Source organism: Tatumella sp. JGM130 (assembly GCF_018257525.1).
GTDB classification, from domain to species: domain Bacteria; phylum Pseudomonadota; class Gammaproteobacteria; order Enterobacterales; family Enterobacteriaceae; genus Tatumella; species Tatumella punctata.
Genome location: NZ_JAERJS010000015.1, coordinates 1 through 16,897 on the forward strand (window position 1 = coordinate 1; position 16,897 = coordinate 16,897).

Sequence of the window (16,897 nt, forward strand, 5' to 3'; positions counted from 1 at the left end):
AGGAGTCAACCACTATTTCGTGATTTTTTCTCCGGACCGAATCGCTTCAGTCCCTGTCACGCCGCTGCGCATCGCGCCTTGCCGTGTCAGTGGTTGCGCATTATAGGGAATGTTTCCGGAAGCGCAACCCCAAATAATCATTTATTTTCTGTTCGCTGAAACTTCACACAAATTGAACTATTAACCAGCTACACCGCAGACTTTTTAATCAGTTCCGGCAGTTCTGCAAGGCTATTCAACACCCGGTCAGCAGCAGATTCGCTCTCAGCGGTTAAAGGCTGGCCACTGCGTACCAGAATGTTATGCCCCACCCCTGCAGCCTGACCCGCCAGCATATCTTCGCGCTTATCTCCCACCATATAGGATGCTGCCATATCTATATTCAATTGCTGCTGACCGGATAACAACATCCCTGGCAGGGGCTTACGACACTCACACACTTGCTTATACTCAGCAACAGCGCCTTCTGGATGATGAGGACAATAATAGATACCATCTAAGTCCACACCGCGATCAGCCAGTGACCAGTCCATCCATTCAGTCAGCTGCATAAACTGATTTTCTGTATATTTACCACGTGCAATACCTGACTGGTTTGTGACCACCACCAGCGCATAACCCATCGCTTTCAGTTCCTGCATCGCTTCAATGACACCATCGATAAACTGAAAATCATCGACCTGATGTACAAATCCATGATCAATATTAATTGTGCCATCACGATCCAGAAAAATTGCCGGTATTTTGTTCGCCACTCATTTACTCCTCTGTTTAACTGTACTCAGTATCGCATGTTCATCTGCCGGAGTGTATTAAAAGCCGGAAAGATGCCCTGACGACAACAGGGGCCTTTGCCTCTGTATAAATACCGGGCCATCCCTGATGCTGTTTTTCTTCATCTATATGGGGAAGCCGGTACTGGTTTACTGCTCCCCTCTCTGCGCCTGATGATTTCTTTTCATCAGTACATCACCGGCACCGTCACTTCGCACCATCCGCCAGCCCTGTGAATAGCGGCACGGAGTAAACTGCTACACAGAACAGGAGCAGGTTTGCTTATACGGCCGGGTCTATGGGATGGGATGGAACAGCCTGACAGAGTGTGATTACGGTAGCAGTCAGCTTACTGCTGTTTCCGGATAGCTATCAGTTATGCAAAATGGCACTAAGACTTTCATTGATTTAGACGTCTGGATGCCTTAACATCCTTTTCAATCACAGACATTGTCTCTGTATTCATGTCTGATAACGACGGTAAAATCTTACAAAATAACGATTACTTAGATGATTAAATTAGAAAACATCAGCAAAGTCTTCAGCCAGGGGACACAGACCATCACGGCATTGTCCGATGTCAGTCTGCATGTGCCTGCCGGCCAGATTTATGGCGTGATCGGTGCTTCAGGTGCCGGAAAAAGTACCCTTATTCGCTGCGTAAACTTACTGGAACGCCCGACCTCTGGCCGGGTTGTGGTCGATGGCCAGGAGCTGACCGCCTTTTCTGAGAAACAACTGACCCTTGCCCGCCGCCAGATAGGCATGATTTTTCAGCATTTTAATTTGCTGAATTCCCGTACAGTATTTGGCAATGTTGCTCTGCCACTGGAACTTGAAAATCGCCCACGCGCCGAAATTCACCGGAAAGTGACAGATTTACTGGAGCTGGTCGGACTGGGAGATAAACATAATTCGCGTCCGGGTAACCTGTCTGGCGGCCAGAAACAGCGCGTCGCTATTGCCCGCGCACTGGCCAGTGACCCGAAAGTGTTACTCTGTGACGAAGCAACCAGTGCCCTGGACCCTGCAACCACCCGCTCTATCCTTGAACTCCTGAAAGATATTAACCGCCGTCTGGGGCTGACCATTATGCTGATCACTCATGAGATGGATGTGGTGAAACGTATCTGTGATCAGGTTGCGATTATCAGTCAGGGAAAACTGATAGAGAAAGATCAGGTCAGTGAAGTGTTTTCACATCCTAAAACGCCTCTTGCCCAGCAGTTTATTCAGTCCACCCTGCATCTTGATATTCCGGATGATTATCAGCAACGCCTGAGTGACCGCGCATCCGAAGGTAAAATTCCGCTGCTGCGTCTTGAATTTACCGGTGAGTCAGTCGATGCCCCGCTGCTTTCCGAGGTTGCCAGACGGTTTGCGGTTGACTGCAACATTATCAGTGCCCAGATGGATTATGCCGGAGGGGTTAAATTTGGCATCATGCTGACAGAAGTCAGTGGTGATCAGCAAAACAGTCAGGCAGCCATTGACTGGCTGCGCGAGCAACATGTAAAAGCAGAGGTATTAGGCTATGTCTGAGGCCATGATTTGGTTACTGGCCGGCGGGGTCTGGGAAACGCTGATAATGACCTTTGTGTCGGGATTCTTCGGTTTCGTGATTGGACTGCCGGTCGGTGTATTACTGTACATTACCCGTCCCGGTCAGATTATCGAGAATAAAACCCTGTACCGGACCATTTCAGCTATCGTTAATATTTTCCGGTCAATCCCGTTTATTATTTTGCTGGTCTGGATGATCCCGTTCACCCGGATACTGGTCGGTACTTCTATCGGATTGCAGGCTGCTATTGTGCCTCTGACAATAGGCGCAGCGCCTTTTATTGCGCGTATGGTCGAAAATACATTACTGGAATTGCCTGCCGGGCTGATCGAAGCCTCACGGGCGATGGGAGCCACTCCGCTGCAAATTATCCGTAAAGTGCTGCTGCCGGAAGCCTTACCCGGCCTGATCAATGCGGCTACCATTACCCTGATCACTCTGGTCGGCTACTCCGCCATGGGGGGAGCTGTCGGTGCTGGCGGGCTGGGACAAATCGGTATTCAATATGGTTATATCGGTTACAACGCTCTGGTAATGAATACGGTATTAGTATTATTAGTTATTCTGGTGTATTTAATTCAGTTTGGTGGTGACCGCATCGTTCGTGCTGTCACTCATAAATAAGTCAGTCAGAAAAATGTTAATTAAGGACAACCTATGACTTTTACCTTTAAGAAAATGGCCGCACTGGGTGCGCTGATCGGTGTGATGGCACTGACAGGCTGCGACCAGAAAAGCAAAGAAGATCCCAACCATATTAAAGTCGGCGTGATTGCCGGTGCCGAACAGCAGGTTGCTGAGGTCGCACAAAAAGTGGCTAAAGAAAAATATGGCCTGGACGTAGAGCTGGTGACGTTTAATGACTATGTACTGCCAAATGAAGCCCTGAGCAAAGGCGATATTGATGTTAATGCCTTCCAGCATAAGCCTTACCTTGACCAGCAGATCAAAGATCGTGGCTATAAGCTGGTACCGGTTGGTAATACTTTTGTGTATCCGATTGCCGGTTACTCGAAAAAAATCAAATCCCTGAGCGAATTGCAGGACGGCGCACAGATTGCTATACCCAATGATCCGACGAACCTCGGACGTTCACTGCTGCTGCTGCAAAAAGTGGGGCTGATTAAACTGAAAGACAACAGTGGTCTGCTGCCTACAACACTGGATATCACCGAAAATCCAAAACACCTGAAAATTATTGAACTGGAAGCGCCGCAATTACCGCGTTCCCTGGATGACGATAAAATTACTCTGGCAATTATTAACACGACCTATGCCAGCCAGATTGGCTTTACTCCGCAAAAAGACGGTATTTTTGTCGAAGATAAAGACTCACCTTACGTTAACCTGATCGTTGCCCGTGAAGATAATAAAGACGCAGAAAACGTGAAAAATTTCGTTAAGGCTTATCAGTCTGATGAAGTGGCTGCAGCGGCTCAGAAAATTTTCAACGGCGGTGCGGTGAAAGGCTGGTAAACCAATCCGTAACCTAAAACAGGGGCGACAGTGATGTCGCCCTTTTTATTTATCCGCGCCAGTGGCTTGTTATTTTTTCCCGCTCTTGATTCAATAGCCGCAATTCTATTCTATGAGGGTAATTCCATGCGTCTGTTCCCGCTTTGCGTGTTTGCGTTAATGCTGACAGGCTGTTCTGTTCATCATGAAGCACCTGCGCAACATCAGCCGCTAAATTCCGGCCGGCATGCTGAACCTGAACGTAGCAAACCGGTTCGCCGGGCCGCTCCGGTAGACGTTTATACCTCTCCGACAGATTTGCTGAGTAAACCTTTCCGTGACTTAGGCGAAGTTTCAGGCGAAGACTGCCAGTCAGGCCCGCAAAGCTCTCCGGCGAATATCAACACCGCCCGGAAACGTATGCAGATCAAGGCTTCAGAGATCAAAGCAAATGCAGTGCTACTGCACCAGTGTACGGTAGTCACTACCGCGGCAGGATGCTACCGTCAGGCCGTCTGTCAGGGTTCTGCCCTGAAAGTCACCCGTCAATGACCAGCTTTACCTTTCAGCAAATCGGGGTAATACATTCCCCGTGGAAAGAGAAGTTTGCGGTGCCCCGTCAGCCGGGGCTGGTCACCCATGGCGGCGGTGAGTTACACCTGCTGCCTCCTTATAATCAGAGCGATACCGTGCGCGGACTGGAAGCGTTCAGTCATCTGTGGGTAACTTTCGTTTTTCATCAGACAATGGAACAAGGGTGGCATCCGACCGTCCGTCCTCCCCGGCTGGGCGGGAATCAGAGGATAGGCGTATTCGCGACCCGATCGACCTTTCGTCCTAACCCGCTGGGAATGTCTCTGGTTCAGCTTAAAGGGATCCGCACCGGCCGGCAGCAGGTGGTTCTGGAACTGGGCAGTCTGGATTTAGTCGACGGTACACCCGTCATTGATATTAAACCGTATCTTCCGTTTGTTGAATCGGTTCCTGAGGCTAGTGCAGGCTATGCCGGACAGGCACCGGAAGGGAATATGCCGGTGATTTTCACACCGGATGTCTGCCACCAATTACAGCAGCTGGGCGGTGATTATCCGCACCTGCAACAGTTTCTGTCAGAGGTTCTGGCCCAGGATCCCCGCCCGGCATATCGTAAAAACAACGAAGACAACCGGGAGTATGCTGTACGGGTACTCAATTTTAATGTGCGCTGGCGAATAATCGCCGGACGTAACGAGGTTTTTGCCATTGAGCCCGGCTAAATCGCACTTTTTGGCAGCGCGACTGACTGATACACTATCAGGTAACTAAAAACAGTTTTTTTCCGATTTTCCGTTTAACTGGAATATTAATTAATGCGTACTTCTCAATACTTACTCTCCACCCTTAAGGAGACTCCGTCTGATGCTGAGGTTATCAGCCATCAGTTAATGCTGCGTGCCGGCATGATCCGTAAACTGGCCTCGGGTTTATATACCTGGTTACCGACCGGTATCCGTGTCCTCAGAAAAGTCGAGAATATCGTACGTGAGGAAATGAACAGTGCCGGGGCCATCGAAATCAGTATGCCGGTGGTTCAGCCCGCTGACCTGTGGGAGGAAAGTGGCCGCTGGGAACAATATGGCCCGGAGCTGTTACGTATTAATGATCGTAATGAGCGTCCTTTTGTTCTGGGACCGACCCATGAAGAAGTGGTGACCGATCTAATCCGTAATGAACTCAGTTCTTACAAACAGCTGCCTCTCAACCTGTATCAAATCCAGACCAAATTCCGCGATGAAGTACGCCCGCGTTTCGGAGTAATGCGTTCCCGTGAATTTATTATGAAAGATGCTTATTCTTTCCATACATCACAGGAATCGCTGCAGGAAACGTACGACACTATGTATCGTGCGTACAGTCAGTCATTCAGCCGGATGGGGCTGGATTTCCGTGCCGTACAGGCTGATACCGGCTCAATCGGTGGCAGTGCTTCGCATGAATTCCAGGTACTGGCGAAAAATGGTGAAGACGATGTGATCTTCTCCAGCGACTCTGATTACGCAGCGAATATCGAACTGGCCGAAGCTGTTGCTCCGGCCGGTGAACGTCCGGCACCGGCGGAGGCCATGGTTCAGGTTGATACTCCCGATGCAAAAACTATCGCTGAGCTGGTTGAACAGTTTAAGGTTCCGGTAGAGAAAACGGTGAAGACGCTAGTGGTCAAGGCCGCCGAAGAGAGCGGTCACCGTCTGGTGGCATTGCTGGTTCGTGGTGATCATCAGCTGAACGAAGTCAAAGCGGAGAAACTGTCGCAGGTTGCCGTCCCTCTGAGCTTCGCTACCGAAGAAGAACTCCGCAGTGAACTGGGCGCCGGAGCTGGTTCTCTGGGGCCTGTCGGTCTGACAATTCCGGTCATTGCTGATCGTACTGTCGCTAAAATGAGTGATTTCAGTGCCGGTGCCAATATCGACGGTAAACACTGGTTTGGTATTAACTGGGTGCGTGACTTACCGGAAGCACAGGTTGCTGATATCCGTAATGTTATCGAAGGTGATATCAGCCCGGATGGAAAAGGCGTACTGCAGATTAAACGTGGTATCGAAGTGGGCCATATATTCCAGCTGGGTACCAAATACTCTGAAGCGATGAAAGCCACAGTTCAGGGTGAAGATGGCCGTAACCAGACACTGGCCATGGGTTGCTACGGTATCGGGATCACCCGAATTGTTGCCGCCGCCATTGAGCAAAACCATGACGAGCGCGGTATTCTCTGGCCTGATGCGCTGGCCCCTTTCCAGGTTGCCATCCTGCCGATGAATATGCATAAATCTTTCCGCGTCCGGCAGCTGGCCGAAGAGCTGTATCAGCAGTTCCAGGCCCTTGGCATTGATGTCATTCTCGATGATCGTAAAGAACGTCCGGGTGTGATGTTTGCGGATATGGAACTGATCGGTGTTCCTCATACTGTTGTTATCGGTGATCGTAATCTGGATAACGAAGAAATTGAGTACAAAAACCGTCGTCAGGCTGAGAAGCAGATGATTAAGACCAGCGATATTGTTAATTATCTGACATCGCGTATTCGCGGGTAACCGGCCTGCGGGGCTTTTGGCCCGGCAGAAACAAAAAACACATAACGCGGGTTATGTGTTTTTTTTTACTCTTCAGTCATGCTGTAGCCGCGGAGGCAGTACGGCAGTTACCCCTGATCGCGGACTTTACCACGCAGACTTTTGGTTGCCGATTGACGAGCCTTTGACTGTAACCGTCTGACTTTTGAAGCACGCGTCGGGCGGGTTGCTTTGCGGGGGGCATCTTCATAAGTCAGTTCACGGATCACATCCACCAGCCGCTGAACCGCAGCAGCCCTGTTTTTATCCTGACTACGGAAAGACTGCGATTTTATCACTACAACCCCGTCTGCGGTTATCAGGTGATGGTTCACATTCAGGAGTTTTTGCTGAATTTCAGCAGGCAGCCGGGAAGCACGGATATCGAAACGCAGATGCACCGCCGTTGACGCTTTATTCACATGTTGCCCGCCCGCCCCCTGAGCACGGATCGCCGTGAACTGGATATCCTCCGGGTCGAGAGTTATCTGACGGGTGACGTCAATCATGTGCTCGCCTGCCAGGGTGTTAATTGCAATTCAACATGCCGTTCACCGTCAGACAGCCAAATCATCCCTTCCTGCAGGGTCACCTGGAGATTCATATTGCGACTGGCAAGGTCGCTCAGCAGCCCGAGCTGTTGATCATCCATGTACCAGATGCTGAGATTTTTTAGGGTGCTCAGTTTCTCGCGGTTTTGCTGCCACCATACCTGCGCGGCCCGCTCACTATAAGCAAACAGCACGACCTGCTCTGCCAGTCCGGACGCTTTCTTCAGCCTGCGCTCTTCCGGCAGACCCAGTTCGATCCATAGTTTTACCGTACCATAATCATGATGTAACCAGAGTTCCGGCTGGTCATCTGCGGACAGCCCTTTAGTAAACTGTAATTTATCATCTGCATTCAGGATCCATGCCAGTAAACGCAGCATCATTCTTTCCTGAGTTTCTGAAGGATGCCTGGCCAGTGTCAGCTGTGTATCCGAAAAATATTGCCGGTCGAGATCGGCAATATTAACTGCCGCTTTGTAAATAGTTGCTTTTAAGGCCATGGCCCCTCCGATAACTGAATCCGGTTATTGTAACGGAAAGCGGCTAAAGACAGAAAAAACGATTATCTTTTCCGTTACGGAACAGTCCGACTGCCAGCATCTTGCTATCGCCGGACCAACGGCATAGGCTGTTAAAGACAAGGCCGGATCGATGATAACTGACTGATGTCAGATTTTGTCGATAAATATTGTGAATCAGTACAAGCGCGCTATGCTGACATTATCAGGGACCTTCGGCCGGTCCGGAAGCGTCAGGCGCCTGGCTCAGAAACGGTACGAGCGAGGATATAGCGGATTTTTCAGGGATTATGCGGCAATGACCGCTAAGAACTCACGGTGAGCGACTATGTCAATGAATGATACTTATCAACCCATTAATTGTGATGATTATGACTATCTTGAACTCGCCTGCCAGCATCAACTGATGCTGATGATTGCACTGAAAAATGGTGAAACGTTTGAGGCAACAGCCCGCGATTTACTGCTACGAAAGAAAGTTGAGTATCTGATAGTTGATCAGGCGGGATCGCAACGTGAATTGCGGCTGGACAGCATAAACAGCTTCAGTCATCCGGAAATCGGGACTGTGGTGATCAGCGAAAGCTGACCCTGTGTTCAGGGCTGCAGACACGGCCCTGAACACACGACTTAATCTTTACTTTGTTCTTCCTGCTGCCATTGCAGGAACCAGCACTGGCTGTCAGCTGACTCAGCAGGCTGAGCATGCTGACAGACGAAGACCCCCGGTGCACATACCGGCTCATCGTCATAAAACAAAACAGGGGTATTTTCCCTGAGCCAGGGAGGTACCCCGCACTCCTGCCATATTTTCTTCAGTGATCGTCCGCGGTCTCGTCCGACAATATATAAACGGCCGGCGGCACTGAACCTTACGGATACCTGTGTTGCTCTGTCCGGTAACCTTAAACGAATGCCCTGCGGGGCAGAGATCAGTTGCCCCAGATTATCCGGTAATATCAGGGGAACCTGCAGATCAGGCCAGTCCAGCCGGGTATCGCGCTGTCCCTGAAAACACCTGACCCACCAGAGATGACCGGCATAACGCCGGATTTCACCGCCGGAAATAACCAGTCTGGGATTGGCATCCTCACGACTGCAGGCAACTTCCTGCCATATACGGGCTAACTGGCTGCGTGATGGCATTAATGCTCCGCAACAGGCAAGCCAGCGCCGCAGTATGGCTGCCCGTTTCAATGGGCTGATATCCGTCAGCGGAGCTACCGGTATCGCCTGTTGCGGGGTAATCAGCCCGGCCAGTTCATCCTGTAACAGTTCATCCAGTAAGGCTTCCTGCTCACCACATAACCCGGCACTGCGGGATACTGCTGACGGGAAGTGCGGCCAGCGCCGGGTCAGTAACGGTAAAATTTCCAGCCGCAGGAAGTTACGGTCATAAGCCGGGTCGTCATTACTGTCATCCTCAATCCACCGCAGATCGTGCTGCTCTGCATAACCGGCAAGTTGTCGGCGGCTGCAGGAGAGTAACGGCCGCAGTATCGACCCGCAGGAAAATGGCATTACTGCCGGCATCGCGGCCAGTCCTGCCGGACCGCTGCCCCTTTTCAAGGCCAGCAGCAACGTTTCACACTGGTCATCCTGGTGATGCGCCGTCAGCAGGGCTTCTCCCGGATTCAGCAAACGAGAGAAAACACCATAGCGTGCCTGTCTGGCACTGGCTTCCGTCCCCAGCGCTCTGGTATCCAGCTGCACATATTCCACTCTCAGGGGAATATCCAGTGACCGGCAAAACTGCCGGCAATGGGTCACCCAGTCATCGGCGTAATGGCTTAACCCATGATGAATATGGACAGCCCGTACCCTGATATTCTGCTGATGCCGCAGCCCGGCGACCGCATGGAGCAGTACCGCAGAATCCAGCCCGCCGCTAAATGCGACCAGTAAATCTTTAAAGCCGAAAAGCGGAATATCTCCGGAAAACACAGTGCTCTGATTCATTGTTCTGCCAGTGATGGATAAGACTACAGGGCACGTTACCGGGAAAGCTTTCGTCATTCAAGCCAGACTTCTGGCAATGCCGCCCTGTCCCCAAAACAATGATGCCGCAGCAAAGCGGCATCCGGTGATCTGCTGAGGTTATCAGTGCGTTTTTTTCAGGACCTTAACCGTGTAACGCCCGTCCTCCTGCCGGTAAGCCCCGTGAATATCTGTTTCAAACCCCGGGAAACGGGCACCTATTTCACATAGCATCTGCAGGAATTCCAGTACCGGCAGACTCTGTTGTGTGATCATTTCTCCGGGCATCACCAGCGGTACTCCGGGCGGATATGGCAGGATCATATTGGCATTTATCCTGCCGGCGACCTCTTCGAGATAGACTTCTTCCGTCTCCCCTTTCAGTGCCTGATGAAAAGCCTGATAAGGAGTGATTACCATTTCCGGCAGAACATCGAAGGCGCGGTACATTAAATCAGGCAAGTTATGATGCATTACACATTGGTGAATATTTTCAGCCAGCGTCTGAATTCTCATCTCTTTATAGAACTCAGGCGCTTCACTGTACAGCGAAGGCAGCATATTTTTAACTTTCAGGTTCAGGTCAAAGGCGCGTTTAAACTCCGTCAGCGCCCGTAATAAACTCAGCGCCCGGGTTTTATCTATACCGATACTGAACAGGAATAACAGATTATAGGGACCTGTTTTTTCGACAATAATATCGTGTTCATCCAGGTATCTTGCAACAATGCTGGCCGGAATACCAAAAGGCGTCATTGCCCCCTGATGGTCCATTCCGGGGGTAAGTAAGGTGATTTTTACCGGATCAAGGTACATATGCCGGTGATCAATATCCTTAAAGCCATGCCAGGTACTGCCGGGGGTTAATTCCCAGCATTCAGTCCGGGAAATATCTTCCGGCTGCCAGACGTCAAAAAACCAGCTGTCAGATTCTTTATAGAGCCGCTTAATCTCTTTACGGAACTTAATGGCTCTCAGGATCGAACTCTCTATCAGGTGTTTCCCTGAATTACCTTTCATCATCGCGGCCGCCGTTTCAGCAGAGGCGACTATCCCATAGTGCGGAGAGGTGGTGGTATGCATCATGTAAGATTCATTGAAAGTATGCTCATCAATGTCCCCTTTCACATGGATCATCGATGCCTGAGAAAACGCAGCCAGCAGTTTATGGGTCGACTGGGTTTCATAGATGGTTTTTCCGGCTGTCCTTTCACCACTCATTCCGCATTTTCCCTGATAAATCGGATGAAAATTAGTATAGGGAACCCAGGCTGAATCAAAATGAATCGAGCTGACATCAAGGGTATCTTTAATAAAATCAGTATTATACAGCAGACCGTCATAAGTAGAGTTAGTGATCACCGCATGTACCGGCCAGCTGGCTCCGGGAGTACTGTCGACCCGATGGCTGATCGTTTCATGACTAAACTCAGCGCAGGGGATTCCGCCTAAAATGCCATAAGCGTTACGGGTTGGGCGGAAATAAACCGGAATAACATCACTCATCATCATTAAATGGGTCAGTGATTTATGGCAGTTCCGGTCAATAAGCAGAGTACTGCCTGCCGGGGCCGCGTACATCCCCACAATTTTATTCGCGGTCGAAGTACCATTGGTCACGATATAACTGCGGTCAGCATTAAATATACGTGCAATATAATCTTCTGCCTCTTTATGGGGACCGCTGTGATCCAGTAAAGATCCCAGTTCAGAAACAGAGATCGAGATATCCGACTTCATGGTGTTACCACCAAAGAAATCATAGAATAATGCCCCCGCCGGACTTTTTAAAAATGCAGTTCCGCCCATATGTCCGGGAGTACAAAAAGTATACTTACCCTCACGTGCATATTTAAATAACTCGCGGGTTAACGGGGGTAATATCTTATTCACATAATCGCGGGTATTTTGCTCGATTTTAAGAGCAATATCATCTGCCGCACCCAGTGCATACTCAAAAAAACGGATTTGCATTCGCAGTTCATTCAGGCTGACATCGAGTGACGAATAGTTATTGGCAAAAGCATACAGGGGAAGATAATCATTAATTTTACTGATATCCTCACACAGGCTAAGATTATAAGAGTCCCAGTCAAAGATAACACCGCAAATCCTGGCATTATTTTCCAGCAGGCGTAATAAGTCGTCACGGTTATTTGGATAAACCACAGAAAAACCTTTCTCCTCCAGAGCATTATGCAACTGCCGGACAGGTTCCTCTTTAAAATACACACCAAGATGATTCATAACAGCAATGATATTCATAACTCAGTCCTTTTTATATTCTGGTTAACAGTTCAGAAAAAGCGTGACACTCCTCATACCGGTGAAGAGTGTTATTTATTTAATGGCGTTACCGTCGGGTCGGCGGGATGTATTTTTTTCGCGTAGAACATCAGGATTATCAGGCTGACAATAAATGTCCCGGAGATTTCAAATGAGCTGGCACCTGAAATAGCAATAAAGCAGAAAATACATCCCAGTACAGCGCAGATAAGACTGATAATATTTTTAATATTAATCCCTTCAAACCTGATTAAATCGATACAGGAATAGAAATAGGGCAACATTGTCAGTAAAACAGCGATTCCTGTAAGCTCACCAAATAAATCTGAGGCCTTCCCTCCCTGAGAATTCATCAGGGTGATTAATATCATTAATGCCGTCATTTTACAGGAAGCCAGCAATAACCCTTTTTTAGGTACCCCGTCAGCATTCATTTCTCCGTAGATCTTCGGAAAATTACCATCATTTGCTGCCCTGACGCCGGCCTGTCCCACCAGAATCATCCAGGATCCCAGTGATGTCAGGCAGGCAAATGCTGTAAAGGCTGATACCAGCGGTGCGGCCCAGCGACCAACAATCGCTGAAGTACTTACGGCAAAAGGTGCTCCTGAGGCTGCCATCTGCGCGGCCGGGAACATACCGGAGATCACCTGAGTCGCGGCAATATAGATAAAACCGGCAATGGCCGTACCCAGCATGGTGGCTAAAGGGACCGTCCGTTTCGGATTACTGACCATTCCGCTACTGACAGCCGCAGATTCAACCCCGACAAAAGCCCACAGACAGAGCAAAATACTGTTAATTACAGCATGAGAGTCACTGACAGATGAAGTATTCCAGTTGGCATGATAAGTTGCTATCGAGAACCAGTGCCAGCCGGCAACAGCGGTGATAATCACCGGAATCAGCACCAGAATTAATCCGAGGGTGGTCAGACGGCTGACCCAGGTTCCGCCCAGCATATTAATAAACGTGAAAATCCATACTGCAACAATACAGGCAATACCGGCCGGGATCGGCTGAGACAAGATGGGAAAAAAAGTTGACAGGTAGGATATCGCCGTAATACCGATGGCAAGGTTACCAATCCAGTTTGCATGGTAATACAGCACTCCGGTCTGAAAACCAAATGCCGGAGAGAGTTCACCTGCATAAGCAATCGGCCCTCCTTGCTGCGGATTTTTCGTCGCCAGCCGGGCATAGACATAAGCCAGAGACATGGCGCCAATCAGTGATATTACCCAGCCCCAGAGGGATATTCCGCCGATGGCCGCCAGATTGGCAGGGAGTAATGCAATACCACTGCCCATCATATTTCCGGCCACCACGCCGGTACAGGCAATAAGACCTATTTTACGGGTTTGAGACATAATAGTTTCTCCTGGTTTTTATTACAGAAATCAGCCGCTGAATACTGCCGGTTCCTGTCGTATGCCAGAGAGACTATGCAAACCCTAAGATAAATACATACGGTTACTATTTATTAATTATGAATTATAAAAAACTGACTTCTGAGTTATTCCGGAGAACGCCGGTACTCAATAAATAGCTCAGGATTTTATCAACACCATGAGATATAACGTTTTTTCTGAGAGTTACTCTGCCCCTCCCACGGATCTTATAATTCCCCTGTTATCTGAGGTCAGAAAACTTTTCCAGATACGGAACCACTTTCCCCAGCGGGGTCTGGAAAACACCATTTTCAATCCAGTAAAGGGTTTGTTTTGTTGGCTGAAGATTAAAAGAGGTTATATAACTGTCAGCCGCCAGCTGATTATCGCCTTTCAGTTCATAAACTTTTCCCTGCAAAATAAAATTCAGCCATGGATATTCATTTATGATGCCATTATGAATCATGGTATCCGCCTTCTGTACATCACCCTCACCTAACGCATTTATCGTCATTATCTGATAATAAATACCACGGGTTTCCTTATCATTGATATTTTCCAGACTGTTCACTTCCTGAATAAAGGCCAGCTGCCGGGATCCGCTAAAAGGCTGTTCAGAATTATGTAAGGTATCTGCCAGTATTTTTTCAACTACAGCAACCTTAAAATCGGGCTGCTGCCGGATAACATCACTCAGTAATGCACTGGCCTGATTCAGTGAATCTATATCGCCTTTCATCAGTAACTGCCGGGCACGATAATATTGTTGCATCACACTGCTGTTACCCGGAGTATACTGGCGTAACAATGTCGCCAGTGGTACAGGCCATTGCTGTTTCAGTACCAGCGATAGATTACGGATAAGATCATTCTGGATCGCCAGCGCATTATCTCTGGTGATAAAATAACGCTGCTCCAGCATCACGGTTCGCGAGGCATGATCCGTCAGTTGTACCGACATAAAACATTGTTGTGCCCGGTAATGACGCTGATTTATAAACGCAATCGACAGCGTTTTCCCCGGATAACCGGCCAGAGTATTTTCTCCGCTACTTTTGTCTCTGATACGCCATCCTGAGTAAGTATTAAACAGCCTGCTAATGACATCACTCAGCCCTGAAACGTATACATACTGGGACTGCCACTGATTACAGGAATTGCCCGGCATCAGCCGGATATCAATATCACGGGGATTAATCATTTCCGGTGGCATATTGGCCGGGCGGGAAAAAGTACGGGCAGAGTTGTACGCCAGCACGATCAGGGCAATGCATACGGCCAGCGTAAGCAGGAAGCACAGCAAAGTCCCCCGTGACCTAAAGGCCGCAGACGGCAGCAGTACCCTGTGGTGGCGGAGACTGGCCTGTCTCTGAGGATTTTCATGGCATAATGAACTTGCGTCAGGCTGACATACTTCACCACTGACAGCGGCAACCAGTTTGTATCCTCGTTTCGGGACCGTAATAATATACTCCGGGCTGCCGGCCTGATTATCTTTCAAAGACTTACGTAACTCAGAAATGGACTGGGTGACAACATGTGGTGTGACAAAGGTGCGTGTCCATATCTGTGCTATCAGTTCATCACGACTGAGCACGACCTCCGGATGACGGGAAAAAAAGACTAACAGATCAATCAGTCTTGGTTCCAGATTCACCACCCGTCCGGGGCGGGAAATCTGATTCAAGGCAGGAGAAACTAACCATTCACCGATACGAATTTCGGCGTGTTCCATAGAAAACTCATCTGACCGCACAAGGTAAGCGAGATTCTAACCAAAATTATTCCCTCTTCTTTGCGCAGGCCCTTATCTCTGGCAGATCTCCAGCGGTAAACCATCAGGATCGCAAAAAAAGGTAAAAGGCTTACCGGTCAGAGAATCAATACGTACTGGCTCACACTCCACCCCGCGCTGCCGTAATACGGCAACCGACTCACCGATATCATCAACACTGAATGCCAAATGGCGTAAGCCCGTCGCCTCAGGAAAGCTCAGTCGCGGTGGTGCATCAGGAAAGGAAAAGAGTTCAATAAGATAACTACCGTTCAGCGCCAGATCACCTTTCCAGGAGTCCCTGGCTTCACGGTAGGTTTCCTGCAACAAGGTAAAACCGAGAGTATCACAATAAAAGGCACGGCTTTGCTGATAGTCAGACGCAATAATGGCAATATGATTAATACTTTTTAGTCCGGGCATACACGGGGCTCCTGTGAGTTCTGACCCTCAGCATACGCTAAAATCCTCTGCCAGCAGAGAGTGATTAGCCGATAACATGCTGTATTACGCCCATAAAAAAGGCCGCATTACGCGGCCTCAGAACATCAGAATAATCAGGCGTAGCCGTAATTCATCAGACGCTGATAACGGCGATCCAGTAACTCATCTTTACTCAGTACATCAAGTTCAGCTAAATCAGCCAGTAATTGCTTTCTCAGAGATTCGGCAATCACTTCCGGATGACGATGGGCGCCACCTAATGGTTCCGGAATCACCGTATCAATCAGATCCAGTTCCTGCAGGCGGTTGGCAGTAATCCCCATCGCCTCAGCCGCCAGTGGTGCTTTATCTGCACTTTTCCACAATATAGACGCACAGCCTTCCGGGGAGATGACAGAATAGGTACTGTATTGCAGCATATTCACTTTATCACCCACACCGATAGCCAATGCACCACCGGAACCGCCTTCACCAATCACAGTACAAATGACCGGCACTTTCAGGCCGGACATTTCACGTAAATTACGTGCAATGGCTTCAGACTGACCGCGCTCTTCCGCACCAACCCCAGGGTAAGCCCCCGGAGTATCAATAAAGGTAATCACCGGCATGTTAAAACGTTCAGCCATTTCCATCAGGCGCAGTGCTTTACGGTACCCTTCAGGCGCTGGCATACCAAAGTTACGACGAATCTTTTCTTTGGTTTCACGACCTTTCTGATGACCAATAATCATCACCGGACGGCCTTCTAACCGCGCAATACCACCAACGATAGCTTTATCATCGGCATAAGCACGGTCGCCTGCCAGTTCATCAAAATCATCGAATGCGTGACGAATATAATCCAGGGTATAAGGACGCATAGGATGACGCGCAAGCTGCGCTACCTGCCATGCTCCAAGATCTGAGAATATTTTACGTGTCAGTTCTACGCTTTTTTCACGCAGACGCTGCACTTCCTCATCCAGATTAATATCGTGTTTTTCATCCTGACGACCAATTGACGTCAGCGAATCAATTTTCGCTTCAAGTTCTGCAATTGGTTGTTCAAAATCCAGGTAATTAAGACTCATAATG

At 49.1% G+C, this 16,897-nt stretch carries 16 protein-coding genes; 7 read left to right on the plus strand and 9 right to left on the minus strand.

All coding sequences use genetic code 11. From position 1 onward, the window contains the following. Positions 1-188: 188 nt before the first annotated feature. The gene (gmhB, locus tag JK211_RS08800) at positions 189-755 is read right to left on the minus strand and encodes a D-glycero-beta-D-manno-heptose 1,7-bisphosphate 7-phosphatase (protein WP_212708306.1); all 567 of its coding nucleotides are present in this window, start codon (positions 753-755) and stop codon (positions 189-191) included. Positions 756-1,284: 529 nt separating this feature from the next. Here gmhB and metN point away from each other — a divergent pair. The 6 genes from metN to proS all read left to right on the plus strand — a co-directional run bounded on the left by metN (position 1,285) and on the right by proS (position 6,861). Further along, positions 1,285-2,316, plus strand: a complete 1,032-nt coding sequence (gene metN / locus JK211_RS08805) for a methionine ABC transporter ATP-binding protein MetN (protein ID WP_212708307.1) — start codon at positions 1,285-1,287, stop codon at positions 2,314-2,316. Further along, the gene (locus JK211_RS08810; RefSeq protein ID WP_212708308.1) at positions 2,309-2,962 is read left to right on the plus strand and encodes a methionine ABC transporter permease MetI; all 654 of its coding nucleotides are present in this window, start codon (positions 2,309-2,311) and stop codon (positions 2,960-2,962) included. Before metN ends, JK211_RS08810 begins: the two co-directional genes overlap by 8 nt. A 33-nt stretch (positions 2,963-2,995) precedes the next feature. Then, positions 2,996-3,814 (plus strand): MetQ/NlpA family lipoprotein, encoded by an 819-nt coding sequence (locus tag JK211_RS08815; protein ID WP_212708309.1) that lies wholly within the window; start codon positions 2,996-2,998, stop codon positions 3,812-3,814. Positions 3,815-3,940: 126 nt separating this feature from the next. Then, positions 3,941-4,345, plus strand: coding sequence for an Rcs stress response system protein RcsF (rcsF, locus tag JK211_RS08820; protein ID WP_212708372.1), 405 nt, complete (start codon positions 3,941-3,943; stop codon positions 4,343-4,345). Then, positions 4,342-5,049 carry a tRNA (N6-threonylcarbamoyladenosine(37)-N6)-methyltransferase TrmO gene (gene tsaA, locus JK211_RS08825; protein ID WP_212708310.1) on the plus strand — a complete coding sequence of 236 codons (708 nt, stop codon included), beginning with the start codon at positions 4,342-4,344 and terminating at the stop codon, positions 5,047-5,049. The genes rcsF and tsaA overlap by 4 nt, the downstream gene beginning before the upstream one ends. 93 nt (positions 5,050-5,142) lie before the next feature. After that, positions 5,143-6,861, plus strand: a complete 1,719-nt coding sequence (proS, locus tag JK211_RS08830) for a proline--tRNA ligase (protein WP_212708311.1) — start codon at positions 5,143-5,145, stop codon at positions 6,859-6,861. 107 nt (positions 6,862-6,968) lie between these two features. On the opposite strand, the gene arfB is transcribed toward proS, so the two are convergent. Both arfB and JK211_RS08840 read right to left on the minus strand, forming a co-directional pair. Beyond that, positions 6,969-7,388: an alternative ribosome rescue aminoacyl-tRNA hydrolase ArfB gene (gene arfB / locus JK211_RS08835; RefSeq protein WP_212708312.1), complete on the minus strand. Its 420-nt coding sequence runs from the start codon at positions 7,386-7,388 to the stop codon at positions 6,969-6,971. After that, complete coding sequence (locus JK211_RS08840; protein ID WP_212708313.1) at positions 7,385-7,930, minus strand: YaeQ family protein; 546 nt, start codon at positions 7,928-7,930, stop codon at positions 7,385-7,387. The genes arfB and JK211_RS08840 overlap by 4 nt, the downstream gene beginning before the upstream one ends. A gap of 346 nt (positions 7,931-8,276) precedes the next feature. Here JK211_RS08840 and rof point away from each other — a divergent pair, with 346 nt between their 5' ends. Continuing rightward, a complete protein-coding gene (gene rof / locus JK211_RS08845; RefSeq protein WP_212708314.1) occupies positions 8,277-8,537 on the plus strand; it encodes a Rho-binding antiterminator in 261 nt (86 codons plus the stop codon). A gap of 41 nt (positions 8,538-8,578) precedes the next feature. Here rof and tilS read toward each other — a convergent pair whose 3' ends face one another. From tilS to accA, 6 genes are all read right to left on the minus strand, one after another. Further along, positions 8,579-9,907, minus strand: coding sequence for a tRNA lysidine(34) synthetase TilS (gene tilS / locus JK211_RS08850; protein WP_212708315.1), 1,329 nt, complete (start codon positions 9,905-9,907; stop codon positions 8,579-8,581). Positions 9,908-10,048: 141 nt separating this feature from the next. Beyond that, positions 10,049-12,190 (minus strand): lysine decarboxylase, encoded by a 2,142-nt coding sequence (gene cadA, locus JK211_RS08855; RefSeq protein ID WP_212708316.1) that lies wholly within the window; start codon positions 12,188-12,190, stop codon positions 10,049-10,051. A 71-nt stretch (positions 12,191-12,261) separates the two neighbouring features. Further along, positions 12,262-13,581: a cadaverine/lysine antiporter gene (gene cadB / locus JK211_RS08860; protein ID WP_212708317.1), complete on the minus strand. Its 1,320-nt coding sequence runs from the start codon at positions 13,579-13,581 to the stop codon at positions 12,262-12,264. A 262-nt stretch (positions 13,582-13,843) separates the two neighbouring features. Beyond that, complete coding sequence (cadC, locus tag JK211_RS08865; protein ID WP_212708318.1) at positions 13,844-15,337, minus strand: lysine decarboxylation/transport transcriptional activator CadC; 1,494 nt, start codon at positions 15,335-15,337, stop codon at positions 13,844-13,846. Between the two features lie 72 nt (positions 15,338-15,409). After that, positions 15,410-15,799 (minus strand): VOC family protein, encoded by a 390-nt coding sequence (locus JK211_RS08870; protein WP_212708319.1) that lies wholly within the window; start codon positions 15,797-15,799, stop codon positions 15,410-15,412. A 134-nt stretch (positions 15,800-15,933) separates the two neighbouring features. Next, entirely contained in the window at positions 15,934-16,893 is a 960-nt protein-coding gene (gene accA / locus JK211_RS08875) for an acetyl-CoA carboxylase carboxyl transferase subunit alpha (protein ID WP_212708320.1), read from the minus strand. Positions 16,894-16,897: the final 4 nt, after the last annotated feature.

What these genes read in the sequence shown, in the direction of transcription:
- metN (WP_212708307.1), top strand. Translation starts at nt 1,285, where the DNA reads ATGATTAAATTAGAAAACATCAGCAAAGTCTTCAGCCAGGGGACACAG.
- JK211_RS08810 (WP_212708308.1), top strand. Translation starts at nt 2,309, where the DNA reads ATGTCTGAGGCCATGATTTGGTTACTGGCCGGCGGGGTCTGGGAAACG.
- JK211_RS08815 (WP_212708309.1), top strand. Translation starts at nt 2,996, where the DNA reads ATGACTTTTACCTTTAAGAAAATGGCCGCACTGGGTGCGCTGATCGGT.
- rcsF (WP_212708372.1), top strand. Translation starts at nt 3,941, where the DNA reads ATGCGTCTGTTCCCGCTTTGCGTGTTTGCGTTAATGCTGACAGGCTGT.
- tsaA (WP_212708310.1), top strand. Translation starts at nt 4,342, where the DNA reads ATGACCAGCTTTACCTTTCAGCAAATCGGGGTAATACATTCCCCGTGG.
- proS (WP_212708311.1), top strand. Translation starts at nt 5,143, where the DNA reads ATGCGTACTTCTCAATACTTACTCTCCACCCTTAAGGAGACTCCGTCT.
- arfB (WP_212708312.1), bottom strand. Translation starts at nt 7,388, where the DNA reads ATGATTGACGTCACCCGTCAGATAACTCTCGACCCGGAGGATATCCAG.
- JK211_RS08840 (WP_212708313.1), bottom strand. Translation starts at nt 7,930, where the DNA reads ATGGCCTTAAAAGCAACTATTTACAAAGCGGCAGTTAATATTGCCGAT.
- rof (WP_212708314.1), top strand. Translation starts at nt 8,277, where the DNA reads ATGTCAATGAATGATACTTATCAACCCATTAATTGTGATGATTATGAC.
- tilS (WP_212708315.1), bottom strand. Translation starts at nt 9,907, where the DNA reads ATGAATCAGAGCACTGTGTTTTCCGGAGATATTCCGCTTTTCGGCTTT.
- cadA (WP_212708316.1), bottom strand. Translation starts at nt 12,190, where the DNA reads ATGAATATCATTGCTGTTATGAATCATCTTGGTGTGTATTTTAAAGAG.
- cadB (WP_212708317.1), bottom strand. Translation starts at nt 13,581, where the DNA reads ATGTCTCAAACCCGTAAAATAGGTCTTATTGCCTGTACCGGCGTGGTG.
- cadC (WP_212708318.1), bottom strand. Translation starts at nt 15,337, where the DNA reads ATGGAACACGCCGAAATTCGTATCGGTGAATGGTTAGTTTCTCCTGCC.
- JK211_RS08870 (WP_212708319.1), bottom strand. Translation starts at nt 15,799, where the DNA reads ATGCCCGGACTAAAAAGTATTAATCATATTGCCATTATTGCGTCTGAC.
- accA (WP_212708320.1), bottom strand. Translation starts at nt 16,893, where the DNA reads ATGAGTCTTAATTACCTGGATTTTGAACAACCAATTGCAGAACTTGAA.